This is a genomic window from Streptomyces sp. NPDC092370, from assembly GCF_044755265.1.
In the GTDB taxonomy this organism is placed as follows: Bacteria; Actinomycetota; Actinomycetes; order Streptomycetales; family Streptomycetaceae; genus Streptomyces.
Genome location: NZ_JBIVQO010000013.1, coordinates 93,901 through 109,074, shown reverse-complemented (window position 1 = coordinate 109,074; position 15,174 = coordinate 93,901). Strand labels below are relative to the sequence as shown.

General features: G+C 75.2%; 1 protein-coding gene and 2 pseudogenes. 1 reads left to right on the top strand and 2 read right to left on the bottom strand.

Annotation, left to right across the window (positions count from 1 at the left end; all coding sequences use genetic code 11):
• Positions 1 to 13: 13 nt before the first annotated feature.
• Positions 14 to 1,831, bottom strand: a pseudogene (locus ACIQHQ_RS31275) (amino acid adenylation domain-containing protein); the annotation flags it as partial.
• Between the two features lie 6 nt (positions 1,832 to 1,837).
• Positions 1,838 to 15,043 (bottom strand): annotated as a pseudogene (locus ACIQHQ_RS31270) (amino acid adenylation domain-containing protein); the annotation flags it as partial.
• On the opposite strand from ACIQHQ_RS31270, the gene ACIQHQ_RS31265 reads away from it, so the two are divergent.
• Positions 14,954 to 15,174 (top strand): hypothetical protein (locus ACIQHQ_RS31265; RefSeq protein WP_402618590.1); only part of this gene is annotated, 221 nt, incomplete at its 3' end. The pseudogene ACIQHQ_RS31270 and the gene ACIQHQ_RS31265 sit on opposite strands and share 90 nt — an antisense overlap.

Here is a 15,174-nt window from a genome sequence, read left to right as displayed (position 1 = left end):
GGTCGTCCGGTCCTCACCGTTCATCGTGGTCGCTGTCGCCGCGTGCGGCGTCTTCGAGTTCGCTCAGCACCTGTTCCTCCACCAGGTCCGCCAGTGCGGCGACGGTGCGGTTGACCAGGACATCGCGGGGCGTGAGGGTCACGCCGAAGGTGTCGTTGGCGCGGGAGGCGATGAGCAGGGCGCGCAGGGAGTCGCCGCCCAGGGCGAAGAAGTCGTCCTCGGCGCCCACGGTGGTCGCCAGCGTCTCCTCCCAGAGGGCGGCGACGGCCTCCTCGGTGGGTGTGCGGGGCGGTACGTGCCCGGCGGCCGGCTCCGGCGTCTCCGGGACGGGGGCTGGCAGCGCGGCCCGGTCGGTCTTGCCGTTCTCCGTCAGCGGGAAACGGTCCAGGACCACGAACGCCGACGGCACCATGGGGCCGGGCAGGGTGCGGGCGGCGAGAGCCCGCAGGTCCGCGCCGGCGGGCGGTTCGGCGCCGGGGGCGACGAGCACGTGGGCCACCAGACGCGGCAGCCCCGGTTCGTCCTCCCGCACGCTCACCACGGCGTCCAGCACCGCCGGGTGGCGCACCAGGGTGGCTTCCACCTCGCCGGCCTCGATGCGGTGGCCGCGCAGCTTGAGCTGGTGGTCGGTGCGGCCGAGGTAGTGCAGCTCGCCGCGGGCGTCGCGGCGGACCAGGTCGCCGGTGCGGTACATGCGGGTGCCGGGCGGCCCGAACGGGTCGGCGGTGAAGCGGGTCGCCGTCAGCCCGGGGCGGCCCAGGTAGCCGCGGGCCAGGGCCGGTCCGGCGAGCCACAGTTCGCCGGGCACGCCGTCGGGGACGGGGCGCAGGCGCGCGTCGAGGACGTAGGCGGCGGTGGCGGGCAGCGCGCGGCCGATGGGGGGTGCGCCGCCGTCCGGCTCCAGCGGGCCGGACCAGGTGGCCACGACGGTGGCCTCGGTGGGCCCGTAGGAGTTGATCATGCGGTGGTGCGGTGCCCATCGGGCGACCAGTTCGGCCCGGCAGGCGTCCGCGCCGACGATCAGGGTGTGCAGGTCGGGCAGGGTGCCGGGGGTGTCCGGCGGGAGGGTGGCGAGCGCGGCGGGCGGCAACAAAGTGTGCGTGATGCGCGCGGTGCGCAGGACGCCCGCGAGTTCCGCGCCGAGCAGCGGTCCGGGAGGCGGTACGACCAGGGCCGCGCCCTGCGGCAGGGACATGCACAGCTCCAGCACGGAGGCGTCGAAGCTGGGCGTGGCGAAGGCCAGCACGCGGTCCCCGGCGCGGACCTCGTAATGCGCGGCCTCGGCGGCGGTGAACGCGGCCAGTCCCCGGTGGGTGACGACGACGCCCTTCGGGATGCCGGTGGAGCCGGAGGTGTAGATGACGTACGCCGGGTCGTCGGGGTGCAGCGGGCGCACGCGGTCGGTGTCGGCGGGCCGGTGGCCGGGCGTGTCGTCGGGCGGCGCGGCGAGCAGGGCGGCGACCTCCTCGGCGGTGAGGGTGACGGCGGGCCGCGCGTCGCGCAGCATCAGCGTGACCCGCTCGGCCGGGTAGCCGGGGTCCACGGGGAGGAACGCGGCGCCCGCCTTGGTCACGGCGAGCTGGGCCAGCACCATGTCCGCCGAGCGCGGCAGGACCAGCGCGACGATGTCACCCGGCCCCACCCCGCGCGCGATGAGCCGGTGCGCCAGCCGGTTCGCGCGGTCCTCCGCCTCGGCGAAGGCGAGCCGCGACTCCCCGGTGTCGAGGGCGGGCCGGTCCGGCCACCGGTCGACGGCGGCCTCGATCAGCGCGGGCAGCGTCGCCGGGGGCGGTATCGGGAGTTGCGGGCGGGTGGGGCCGTGCAGCAGCCGGTGGCGTTCGGCGGGGGGCAGGACGTCGACCGTGTGCAGGCGGGTCCGGTCCTCCGTCCCGGCGAGCGCGGTCAGGGCGTGGGTCAGCCGGTCGGCCAGGGCGCGGGCGGTGGTCTCGTCGAAGTACCGCGTGTCGTAGCCGAGTTCCACGGTCAGCTCGTCGCCGGGCGAGATCACCACGGTGAGCGGGTAGTTGGTCGCCTCGCGGGCGTCCAGGTCGCGCACGCGCACGCCGTGCGCGCCTGCGGTGGCGTCGCCGACCGGGTAGTTCTCGAACACCAGCAGGCTGTCGAACAGGGGCGTGCCGGGGGGCAGTGCGCTCCACTGGTGGAGGTCCGTCAGCGGCACGTGGTCGAAGCGCCGGTCCTCCGCGCGGGCGGCCTGCAGCTCCCGCAGCCAGGCGGTGCACGGCGCGGACTCGTCCACGGTCACCCGCGCGGGCAGGGTGGTGATGAACAGGCCGGTGATGGTGTCCGCGCCCGGCAGGTCGGCGGGCCTGCCGGAGACGGTGGTGCCGAAGCACACCTCGCCCTCGCCGCTGTATCGCGCCAGCAGCAGCGCCCACGCGCCCTGGACCAGGGTGTTGAGGGTGAGCCGGTGACGGCGGGCGAAGTCCGCCAGGCGGGCCGTGCCGGCCGCGTCGAGCCGCTGCGACAGCCAGGTGCCCGACCGGGCGGCGGCGCCCGGGGCGGGCCTGCGGTCGAACGGCAGCGGGGTGGGCGCGGCGTGTCCGGCGAGGGCGGCCTTCCAGTGTTCCTCGGCGGCGGCCGTGTCCCGGCCGGCCAGCCATGCGGCGTAGTCCGCGAACGGCCGCCGCAGCGGCAGCCGCGGCTCGGTCCCGGCGGCGAGCGCGGCGTGCGCCTGAAGCACGTCCGACAGCACGTGGAAGACGCTCCAGCCGTCCAGCAGGACGTGGTGGAAGGTCCACACCACGCGCACCTCGTCCGGACCGAGCCGGATGAGGGTGACGCGCAGCAGCGGGGGGCGGTCCAGGTCGATGCCGCGGGCCCGGTCCTCGTCGAGCAGCCGCCGCAGTGCGCTCTCCCGCCGCGCCGGGTCCAGACCGCTCCAGTCGAGCCGGGTGACGGGCAGGGTGACACGGCGGTGCACGGTCTGCAGCGGGGCCGGGCCCTGGCCCAGGGCGACGGCGGTGCGCAGCACGGGCGTGGCGTCCACGACGTGCTGCCAGGCGTCCGCCAGCAGCGCGTCTTCGCGCACACCGTCGGCGACGAAGGTGATCTGCTCGACGTACAGGCCCTCGCCGGGCTCGTCCATGCCGTGCACGACCATGCCGGTCTGGGTGGGGGTGAGCGGGTACACGTCGCTCACGTCCTGCCCGTCGCCGACGAGCCGGTCGACGGCGGCCTGGTCCAGGACGGCCAGCGGGAAGTCGGACGGTGTCCGGCCGCCCGCGCCGGACTCGGCGCAGTGCCGGACGATCCGGCGCAGTTCCTCCGCCGTCTCCTCGGCGAGCCGGGCGACGGTGTCGTGCCGGTGCACGCGGCGGGAGTACGACCAGGTGAACTCGAGCCGCTTGTCGGTGACCCGACCGAGGACGTCGATGAGGTGGGGCCGGTCCGCCGAGCGGTCCATGCCGCCGGTGAGGCCCTCGTGGGGCGCCCGCAGCAGACCGTCGCCCGCCGCGCTCCGGTCCTGTTGCCCCAGGTAGTTGAAGCCCACCTGCGGCAGCGCGGGCAGCCCGGATCCCGCCGTGGGGTGCAGGTGCCGCAGCGCGCCGTAGCCCACTCCCCCGCGCGGTACGGCCCGCAGGTTCTCCTTGACGGTCTTCAGCGCGGTGCCGAGACCGGCGTCGTGGGGCACGTCGAGGCCCACGGGGAACATGGTGGTGAACCAGCCGACGGTGCGGGACAAGTCGACGTCGTCGAAGAGGTCCTCGCGGCCGTGGCCCTCCAGCGCGAGCACCACCCGGTCCTGTCCCGTCCAGCGGCCCAGGACCCGGCCGAGCGCGCACAGCAGGACGTCGTTGACGCGCGTGCGGTAGGCGTCGGGCACCTCCTGGAGGAGCCGGCGCGTCTCCTCGGCGCCGAGACTCACCGTCACGGTCTCCTCGTCGGCGGCGGTGTTGCCGCCGGGCAAGTCGGCCGGCAGGGGCGTCGGGTGCAGGGCGCTCCAGTGGGCGATCTCGTCGTCGAAGCCGCCGTCGGCGGCGGTGTGCGCGGCCAGGCGCCGGGCCCAGTCGCGGAAGGAGGTCGTCTTCGCCCCCAGGTCGGGGGTCTCGCCGGCGCGCAGCGCCCGGTGGGCGGTGTCGAGGTCTTCGAGGATCACCCGCCAGGACACCGCGTCGACGACCAGGTGGTGGGCGGCCAGCAGCAGGACGGGCGGCCGGTCGCCGTCCCGGTGGCACAGGGCGGACTTCAGCAGCGGTCCGCTCGCCAGGTCGAACCCGGCGCACAGACCGGCGGCCACGGCGGCCGGGTCCTCGGGGGTGTGGTGCACCTCCAGGTGCGGATCGGCGCCGGGCGGCGTGCCCAGCTGCCGCCACCGGCCCTCGCCCACCGGTTCGTAGCGCATGCGCAGCGCGTCGTGCTGCTCCAGCACCGCCGCGAGGGCGGCGCGCAGCAGTGTCTCGTCGGTGCCGGGCGCCACCTCGAAGGAGACCGCCTGGGTGAAGCGGGCGGGGTCGCCGGTGAGGGTGTCGAACAGCCAGTGCTGTACGGGCGTGAGGGGGACGTCCCCGACGACCGGGCCCTGGTCGGCGGTGGCGGTGGCCGGGCCGGCCGGTGACTCGTCGACCGCGGCGGCGAGTTCGGCGACCGTCTGGTGCTGGAAGAGGTGGCGGGGCGTCAGGTTCAGTCCGGCCCGGCGGGCGGCGGAGACGATCTGGATGCCGAGGATGGAGTCTCCGCCGAGCGTGAAGTAGTTGTCCGTCGCGCCCACTTCGGGCACGCCCAGCACCTGCGACCAGATCGCGGCGAGGGTCTGCTCGGTGGCGGTGCGCGGCGGCCGGGCGTCCTCCAAGGTGAGGGCCGCGGACCACACCGGTTCCGGCAGGGCCCGCCGGTCCAGTTTGCCGGTGGCGCCCAGCGGCAGCCGCTCCAGGGGCACCACGGCCGCCGGCACCAGGTGGTCGGGCAGGGTGCGGGCGAGGAAGGCCCGCAGGTCGGCCGGTTCGGGGGCGTCGCCGCCCCGCGGGACGGCGTAGGCCACCAGGCGTTTGTGGCCGTCGTGTTCCACGACGCGCGCGGCGGCCGCCGCCACCCGCGGGTGCCGGGCCAGCGCGGCCTCCACCTCGCCGAGTTCGATGCGGAAGCCGCGCACCTTCACCTGGTCGTCGGTGCGGCCCAGGTACAGCAGGTCGCCGTCGGCGGTCCAGCGGACCAGGTCGCCGGTGCGGTACATGCGGCTGCCGGACGGGCCGAACGGGTCGGCGAGGAAGCGGGACGCGGTCAGGCCGGGCCGGTTCAGGTAGCCGCGGGCCACCCCGGTTCCGGCGAGGTACAGCTCACCGGGCGCCCCGATCGGCACGGGCCGCATCCGGGCGTCGAGGACGTAGGCGCGGGCGCCGCCGACGGGCCGGCCGATGGGCGGGACCCGGTCGGGCTCGTCCGGGTCGCAGGTGAAGGCGGTGGCGTAGACGGTGGCCTCGGTGGGGCCGTAGATGTTCATCACCCGGCAGCCGGGGATCGCCGCGCGCACCTGCCGGACGGCGCGGGCGGGCAGGGCCTCGCCGGCCAGGACGACGGTGTCGGCACCGACCAGCACGGTGTCCTCGGCCAGCAGCCGGCCGAGGGCTGAGGGGACGGCGCTGAGCAGCCCCGCTCGCCACGGTTCGGGTCGCTCGGCGAGGGCCAGCAGGTCGCGGACGACCTCCACCCGGCCGCCCGCCAGCAGCGGCGAGAAGATCTCGAACACCGACACGTCGAAGTTGAGCGAGGTGGAGGCCACGATGTGGGCGAGCCCGCGGCCGGTGAACTCGGCGGCGGCCCAGTCGGTCAAAGCCACCACCGAGGCGTGGGAGACGACCACGCCCTTCGGCCGGCCGGTGGAGCCGGAGGTGTGGATGACGTAGGCGGGGTGGTCCGGCAGCAGCCGGGCACGCCGCTCGCCGTCGCCGACGGGTGCGGCGGACGCGGCGGCCAGCCGGGCGGCGCAGCCCGGGTCGTCCAGCGCGATCCTGGTGTACGGGCCGTCCGGCAGCCGTGCGGAGGTGTCCGCGCAGGTGATCACCGCGTCGGGTCGCACGTCCTCGAACAGGAAAGCGATGCGCTCTTCGGGATGGCCGGGGTCGACGGGCAGATAGGCGGCGCCGCTCTTGTGGACGGCGAGGAGCGCCACGATCAGGTCGGCGGTCCGGGGCAGGGCCAGGGCGACGAACCGCTCCGGCCCGGCTCCGGCGTCGATGAGCAGGCGGGCCAGCCGGTTGGCGCGCTCGTCCAGTTGCCGGTACGTGAGGTGGTCGGCGCCCGCGCTGACGGCGGGGGCGTCGGGGGTGCGGGCGGCTCGGGCCGCGAAGGCGTCCGCGAGGGTGCGCCGCGGGAGGTTCGCCCCCGGCCCCGCGAGCCGGTCCAGCAGGCGGCGCCCCTCGGCCGGTTCGAGCGGTACGAGGTCGGACAGCCGGCGGTCGGCGGTGGCGTCGGCGGCGACCTGGGTCAGCAGCGTGCGCAGGCTCGCGCCGATCCCTTCGACGGTGGTCGCGTCGAAGGCGGCCGGGTCGTAGTCGAGGGTGACCGTCACGTCGTCGCCGGGGGCGACGACGACGCTGAGCGGGTAGTTGGTCGGTTCGACGTCGCGTTCCTGCTCGACGGCGAGTGCGTGCCGGGCGAGGGCGCCCGCGTCGAACGGATAGTTCTCGAAGACGACGATGCTGTCGAACAGGCTGGTCCCGCCGGGCACCTCGCTCCACGTCTGCAACTGGGCGAGGGACACGAAATCGTGGCGCCGGGACTCCGACTGGGTGGCCTGCACCTCGCGCAGCCACTCCAGCAGGGGACGGTCCCGGTCGATGCGCAGCCGGGTGGGGAGGGTGTTGATGAACAGGCCCACCATGGAGGTCACGCCGGGCAGTTCGGCCGGGCGGCCGGACACGGTCGTACCGAAGACGACGTCGTCACCGCCGCCGTAGTGGTGCAGCAGCAGGCCCCAGGCGCCCTGGAGCACCGTGTTGACCGTGAGGCCGGCCCGCTGGGCGGTGTCCCTCAGTCGCGCCGACACCTCCTCCCCGAGGGCCACCCGCACCGTCCCCGAGGAGGAGGCGCGGTGGGCGTCGGCGGGGCGCCGGTCGCGGGGCAGTTCGGTGGAGGCGGCGAATCCGGCGAGGGTGTCGCGCCAGTGGCGTTCCGCGCGGGCGGTGTCCTGGGCGGCCAGCCACTCCAGGTAGCGGGCGAAGGGGGCCCGGTCGGGCACCTGCGGGCGGCGGCCGGCGGTCAGGGCCGCGTACCGCTCGCACACCTCGTCGAACACCTGGGCCGCGCTCCAGCCGTCGAGCAGCACGTGGTGGAACGTCCACACCATGCGCACCCGGTCCGGGGCGAGCCGGATCAGCGCGAGCCGCATCAGCGGGGCCGCGCCGAGGTCGATCCCGGCCTCCCGGTCCGCGGCGAGCAGTGCCTCCGTCTCCCGCGCGCACCGCTCGGCGGTCCAGCCGGTCCAGTCGTGGTGGGTGACCGGCACGGCGGCCCGCCGCTCCACCACCTGGAGGGGTTCGGCGGTCTCCTGCCACACCAGGCGGGTGCGCAGGATCGGGTTGGCGTCCGCGGTGCGCTGCCACGCCTCGGCGAGGGCGTGGGGGTCGGTGACACCGCGCAGTACGAGCTGCACCTGGTTGACGTAGGTGCGGCCCTGGGGGTCCATCAGGCTGTGGAACAGCATGCCCGCCTGCATCGGCGTCAGCGGGTACACGTCCTCGACGCCACGGCCGTCGCCCACGACCCGGTCCACGGCGGCCTGGTCGAGCCGGGCCAGCGGGAAGTCCGAGGGCGTGCGGCCGCCGGACTGCGGGGCGGCGCAGTGCGCGACGATCTCCTCCAGGGAGCGCAGCATGCCCTCGGCGAGGGCGGCGACGGTCTCCTCGCGGTGGCGGCCGCCGCTGTAGTGCCAGGTGATCTCCAGTCGGCCGTCCTCGACGCGGGCCACCACGTCCAGCAGGTGCGGGCGCGGCGCCGCGGGGTCCTCCGCGCCGTCAAGGCCGCCGGGAACGGCCCGGACCAGCGCGGCGTCGGCGGTGGTCCAGTCGAACCGGCCCAGGTAGTTGAAGCTGATGCCGGGCAGCGGCGCGGCGGTGAGCCGTTCGTCGCCCGCGAGGTGGCGCAGGGCGCCGTAGCCGATCCCCCGGTCGGGCACGGCCCGCAGCTGTTCCTTCACGGCTTTCAGCGCGGTGCCCCAGTCGCCCTCGGGCAGATCGAGGGCGACCGGGAAGAGGCTGGTGAACCAGCCGACCGTGCGGGACAGGTCGAGGTCGTCGAAGAGCTGGTCCTCGCGTCCGTGCCCCTCCAGACCCACGGCGACGACACGGCGGCCGGTCCAGTCCGCCAGGACGCGGCCGAGGGCGGTCAGCAGGACGTCGTCGACGCGGGTGCGGTAGGTGCCGGGGACCTCGCGCAGGAGATCCTCGGTGCGCCGCCGGTCCATGCGTACGGTCACGGCGCGCAGGTCGGCGACGGTGTTGCCGCCGTCGAGGTCCACCGGCAGCGGTTCGGCGCAGTGCCGCGAGACGTCCGCCCAGTGGGCGCGCTGCGCGGCGAGGTCCGCCTCGCCGGTGCGTACGGTGAGCCGCCGCACCCATTCCCGCACGGACGTGGTGCGCTGCGGCAGCCGTACCGGTTCACCGATCAGGGCCTGCCGGTAGGCGGTCTCCAGGTCCTCGAGCAGGACGCGCCAGGAGACGCCGTCGACGATCAGGTGATGGGCCGTCAGCAGCAGGCGCGAGGGCCGGCCGCCGCCGGTGAAGAGGCGGGCGGCGATCAGCGGCCCGGTGTCCAGCCGGAAGCCGGTGTGCGCCTCGTGGGAGAGGCGGGCCTCGGCCTGTCCGGCGGCATGGGCGTCCTGACCACCCAGGTCGTGGACCCGCAGCAGCTCGGGCACTTCCGCGTCGGCGGTGGCGTACTCCTGGCGCCAGGTACCGTCCGCCGCGCGGAGGAAGCGGGCGCGCAGGGCGTCGTGGTGGGTCCACAGCGCGGCCAGGGCGGCGTTCAGCGCGCCGGGGTCGACGTCCTCGGCCGTCTCTACGACGACCGACTGGTTGAAGTACTCCGGGCGCGGTGGCTCGGCGTCGAGGAACCAGTGCTGGATCGGAGTGAGCGCGACCTCCCCCGAGACCGGGCCGGTGCCCGCGACGGTCGCAGCGGTGCCGGTCGCGGCGGCGGCCAGGTCGGCGAGCGTGGGGTGGCGGAACAGGTCCCTCGGCGTCAGGGCGAGCCCGGCGGTGCGAGCACGGGAGACGACCTGGATGCTGACGATCGAGTCGCCGCCCAGCATGAAGAAGTGGTCGTCGAGGCCGACGCGGTCCACGCCGAGCAGCTTGGCCCAGATGCCGGCGAGCACCCGCTCGGCCTCGGTGCGCGGCGCGCGGTAGGCGGTGTCGGCCGCCGCGGACCACTCGGGTTCGGGCAGCCGGCGCCGGTCGACCTTGCCGTTCGCGGTCAGGGGCAGCTCGGCCACGGTGACGAACGCGGCCGGGACCATGTAGTCGGGCAGTTCCGCGGCCACGTGGGCGCGCAGTTCGGCCGCCTGCGGCACGGTCGTGCCGGGGCCCGGCACCAGGTGTGCGACCAGGCGTTTGCGTCCCTCGTGCCGGGAGACCGACACCACCGCCTCGGCGATCGCCGGGTGGGCGGTGAGCCGGGCCTCGATCTCGGCGGGCTCGACGCGGAAGCCGCGGATCTTGATCTGGTCGTCGACGCGTCCCACGAAGTGCAGTGCGCCGTCGGCGCTCCAGCGCACGATGTCGCCGGTGCGGTACATCCGTCCGCCGGGCGGTCCGTAGGGGTCGGCCAGGTAGCGGGCCGCGGTGGCGCCGGGGCGTCCGGCGTAGCCGCGGGCCAGTCCGGCGCCCGCGAGGTACAGCTCGCCGGGCACGCCGGGCGGCTGCGGCTGGAGCGCCCCGTCCAGGACGTAGGCGCGGGTGTCGTCGAGGGGACGGCCGATGGGGAGTGACGCGGGCAGCGCGTCACCGGCGCGGAAGGCCTGGCGGGTGGCGAAGGTGGTGGTCTCGGTCGGGCCGTACACGTCGACGACGGTGAGGTCGGGGCAGGCGTCCAGCACGCGCCGTACGGCGGCGCCGGGTACGGCCTCGCCGCCCGTCCACACCTCCCGGGCGCCGCGCAGGCAGCCGGGGTCCTCCTGGGCGAGCAGGCGGAACAGGCCGACCGTCAGGAACAGGCACGTCACGCCCTGTTCGCTGATCGCGAAGCGGACGGCGGCGGCGTCCAGGTCGCCCGGTGGGGCGAGGACGGCCGTGCCGCCGCGCAGCAGCGGCACCCACAGTTCGTAGGTGGAGGCGTCGAAGGCGTGCGGGGAGTGCACGAGGACCCGGTCGTGGCCGGCGAAGGCACGGTCGAGCGCGAGCGCGGCGACGTCTCGCTGCCGCGCGGCCACGCCCTTGGGGGTGCCGGTGGAGCCGGAGGTGAACATGAGGTACTGGACGTGGTCCGGGTCCACGCGCGGCACGGTGGTGAGGTCCGCGGTCGCGGCGGTGTCCTCGTCCGGGCGCAGCACGCGTCCTTCCGGGAGAAGACTTGTGGCCGTCTCGTGCCACTCCGCGTCCGTGAGCAGCAGGCCGGCGCCGGCCTCCGCGAGCATCGTGCGCTGCCGTTCCCGGGGTGCCCGGCCGTCGAGCGGGACGTACACGCCGCCGAGGCGGGCGAGGGCGAGCTGGGTGACGATCAGGGCGGTCGAGCGGTCCATCAGCACGCCGACGGCGACCTCCGGGCGCACCCCGAGCGCGGCCAGCCGGCCGGCCAGTGCCGCCGCCCGCGAGTCGAGTTCGCGATAGGTCAGCCGCTCGGCACCGGCCAGCAGCGCGACGGCGTCCGGGGTGCGCTCCACCTGCGCGGCGAAGAGTTCCGCGGCGGTCGCCGCCGGGGTGCCGGTGGCCGTGTCGTTCCAGGCGTGGAGCACCTGCTCACGGCGGGCGGCCGTCAGCAGGGGCAGGCGTGCGGGAGTGCGCCGCGGGGTGGCGGCGAAGCCCTCCAGCAGGACGGTGAGGTATTCGGCCATCCGCTCGACGGTGGCGGCGTCGAAGAGGTCGGGGTCGTATCCGAGGCGCAGGGCGAGTTCCGTGCCGGGGTAGGCGACGAGGCTCAGCGGGTAGTTGGTGGTCTCGATGCCGTACAGACCGGTCAGCCGCAGGCCGTGCGCGGCGGCGAGGTCGTCGTCGACCGGGTAGTTCTCGAACACGACGATGCTGTCGAAGAGGGCGGCCCGCTCGGGCAGATCGGTGTACGCCGTCATCCGGTGCAGCGGCACGTGGTCGTGACGCCGGTCCTCGCTCTGCTCCTGCTGGAGCCGGGCCAGCCAGGTGAGCAGCGGCTCGTCGCGCGGCACGGTCACACGGGTGGGCAGGGTCGCGATGAACAGGCCGGTGATGGCGTCGGCCCCGGGCAGTTCGTCGGGCCGCCCGGAGACGGTGGTGCCGAAGACCGCCTCGTCGCGGCCCGCCTGACGGCTCAGCAGCACCGCCCAGGCGCCCTGGACGAGGGTGTTCATCGTGAGGCCCGCCGCCCTGGCCAGGTCCTCCAGCGCTTTCGTGGCGGGCTCGGCCAGGGTGACGCGCACCGCCGCCGTCGACTCCGCGCGGTGGCTCTCTCGGGGCTCGCGGTCGAAGGGGAGCGCTGTGGTCTCGCTCAGGCCGTTCAGGCGGGTGCGCCAGTGCGCTTCGGCCTCGGCCCGGTCGGCGCGCTCACGCAGCCAGGCGACGTAGTCACGGAAGGGGCGGCGCTCGGGCAGCGCGATCTGTGCGGTGCCGGACAGTCCCGCGTGGCAGGCGAAGACGTCGGAGAGGACCTGGAACAGGCTCCAGCCGTCCAGGATCAGGTGGTCGAAGGACCACACGACGCGGACCGCGCGGTCGGAGAGCCGGGCCAGCACCAGGCGCTGGAGCGGTGCGCGGGTCAGGTCGACCCCTCGGGCGCGGTCGCGGTCGAGCAGGTCGCGCAGCCGCTCGTCCCGTTCGGCGGCGGTCAGGCCACGCCAGTCGGACAGTTCCACCGGCACCGCCGCCCGGCGCAGCACCACCAACAGCGGCTCCGGCACGTCCTGCCACACCACCCGCGAGCGCAGCACCGGCGTGCGGTCCGTGACCCGCTGCCAGGCGTCCGCCAGCAGCCGGGGGTCGGGCACGCCGTCGAGGACGAACGTCAGCTGCTGGAAGTACACGGCGCGATCGTCCTGGGAGAGCCGGTGGAAGAGCATGCCGGCCTGGGTGGGCGTCACGGGGTGGACGTCCTCCACACCGGCGGGGTCCTCCCCCACGATGCGGTCGACGTGGGTCTGGTCGAGCCGGGCCAGCGGGAAGTCCGAGGGGGTGCGTCCGGCGGTGCCGGGGCGGGCCGCGTACCGGGCGAGGCCGGCCAGCGCGTCGGCGTAGCGTTCCGCCAGGTCGGTGACGGTCTCCGGCCGGTGCACCTGGTCGGAGTAGAACCAGGTGAATTCCAGGCCGTCGCCGTCCAGCCGTCCCACGACCTCCAGCGCGTGCGGGCGCGTCGCCGACGGGTCGGCGTCCAGCTCCAGCGGGCGGACCAGCCCGCGGTACAGGCCGCCGGAGGTCTCGGACAGACCGAACCGGCCGAGGTAGTTGAAGCTGATCTGCGCGCCGGTTGCCGGCAGGGGTGCGCCGTCGCGGCCCGGCAGGGCCAGGGCGCCGTGGCCGATGCCGTGCCGGGGCACGGCGCGCAGGTGTTCCTTGACCTGCTTGAGCACGGTGTCCCAGGGTGCCTGGGGCGGGACGGTCAGGGCGACGGGGTGGCGGGTGGTGAACCAGCCGACGGTGCGGCTGGTGTCGACGTCGGCGAAGAGCTCCTCACGCCCGTGCCCTTCGACGTCGACCAGTACCCGGTCGTGCCCGCTCCAGCCGCACAGCACCCGGCCGAGGGCGGCGAGCAGAACGTCGTTGGCCTGGGTGCGGTACGTCTCGGGGAGAGTCCGCAGCAGCGCTTCTGTGTCCTCGGGGCCGAGTCGCACCGTCACCGAGCGCTGGGAGGCGTAGCTGCCGGTGCCCTCCCGGTCCACGGGCAGAGCCGCCCGGGCGCCTTCGGTCTCGCGGATCCAGTACGCCTGCTCGTCGTCGAAACCACCGGCGGCGGTGTGCGCGGCCAGGCGCTCGGCCCACTGCCGCAGCGGGGAGGACTTACGGGGCAGCGCGGCCTCGCCGTCCCGGCCCTCGCGGCGGGCGCGGTAGGCGCGGTCGAGGTCTTCCAGGAGCAGACGCCAGGAGACTCCGTCCACGACCAAGTGGTGGACGGACAGGTGCAGGACGGGCGGCCGTCCGTCGCCCCGGTCGTGCAGGACGGCGCGCAGCAGCGGGCCGTGGCCCAGGTCGTACGGGCCCAGGTGCGGGGTGTCGGTGTCCGGGCCGGTGTGCTGGGTGAGGCCGCAGCGGACGGCCGGGCCGTCGATCACCCACCGTATGCCTGTGCCGTCGGCGAGGAAGCGGGAGCGCAAGGCGTCGTGGTGGGCGACCACGTCGTCGAGGGCTGCTTGGAGCGCGCTCTCCTGGACGTCAACGGGTAGTTCCACCGAGAGGGTCTGGGCGAAGTGTCCGGCCCGCTCGCCGGCGCTGTCGAAGAGCCAGTGCTGGATGGGTGTCAGCGGCGCGGCGCCGGTGGCGTCGACGGGGGCGGGCGGGGCGGCGGTCCGGTGGCTGTGCGTCTCGTCGGCGCGGCGGGCCAGGGCCGCGACCGTTTGGTGCTGGTAGACGTCCCGCGAGGTGATCGTCAGGCCCGCCTGCCTGGCCTGGGCCACGACCTGGATGCTGAGGATGGAGTCGCCGCCCAGCGCGAAGAAGTTGTCGTCCGCTCCGACCCGCTCCACGTGCAGGACCGCGGACCAGATGGCGGCGAGGGTCCGTTCGGTGGGGGTGCGGGGCGCGACATGGCGTGCGGCGGGTTCGGCCGGTGCCGGGTCGGGGAGCCGGCCGCGGTCCAGTTTGCCGTTGGGGTTGAGCGGCAGGGCGGGCAGCACCACGACGGCCGAGGGGACCATGTAGTCGGGAAGGGTGCGCCCGAGTTCGCGGCGTACGGCCTCGGGCTCCACCCGGGCGCCGGGGCCGGCGACCACGTATCCGGCCAGGCGGCGGTGGCCGTCGCCGTCGCGGACGGTGGCGGCGGCCTCGGTGACGCCCGCGCAGCCGCGCAGGGCCTCCTCGACCTCGCCGAGTTCGATGCGGAAGCCGCGCACCTTGACCTGCTGGTCGACGCGGCCGAGGTATTCGAGCTGGCCGTCGGCGCTCCAGCGCACCAGGTCACCCGTGCGGTACATGCGGTCCCCGGGAGCGCCGAACGGGTCGGCGACGAAGCGGGCGGCGGTCAGCCCCGGGCGGCGCAGGTAACCGCGTGCGAGTCCGCCGCCGCCGAGGTACAGCTCGCCGGTGACGCCCGGCGGCTGGGGGCGCAGCAGGCGGTCCAGCACGTAGGCGCGGGTGCGGGCGACGGGACGGCCGATGGGAGGGGCCTGGTCGGGAAGGGTGCCGTCGGCGAACCAGGCGGTGGCGTAGACGGTGGCCTCGGTGGGGCCGTAGATGTTCGCCACCTCGGCCGCGGGCATGGCGTCCTTGATGTCCCGGACGGTCCGGGCGGGCAGGGCCTCACCGGCCAGGACGACGGTGTCCGCCTCGATGGCACCGTCGCCGCCGAACACGCGGGACAGCGCGGACGGCACACCGCTGAGCAGTCCGGCCCGGCGCGGGCGGGAGCCGTCGGTGGGGGCGGCGAGGTCGGCGAGGGCGGTGAGGTCGGCGACCACTTCGACGCTGCCGCCGACCAGCAGGGGGCACAGCAACTCGAAGACGGACACGTCGAAGTTGAGGGAGGTGGAGGCGACGACGTGGGAGAACCCGCGCGAACCGAACGTGTCCCCGGCCCAGGCGGCGAGCGCGGCCACGCTGCGGTGGGTGACGACCACGCCCTTGGGCCGGCCGGTGGAGCCGGAGGTGTAGATGACGTAGGCGGGATGGGACGGGTCGAGCGGTCCCGTCCGCTCGGCGTCGGTCAGGTCGGCGGCGCCGGCATCGGCCGGATCCGAGACGTCAGCGTCGCTCAGGTCGGCGGCATCGGCATCGGCCGGATCCGAGACGTCAGCGTCGCTCAGGTCGGCGGCATCGGCATCGGCCGGATCCGAGACGTCAGCGTCGCTCAGGTCGGCGGCATCGGCATCGGCCGGATCCGAGACGT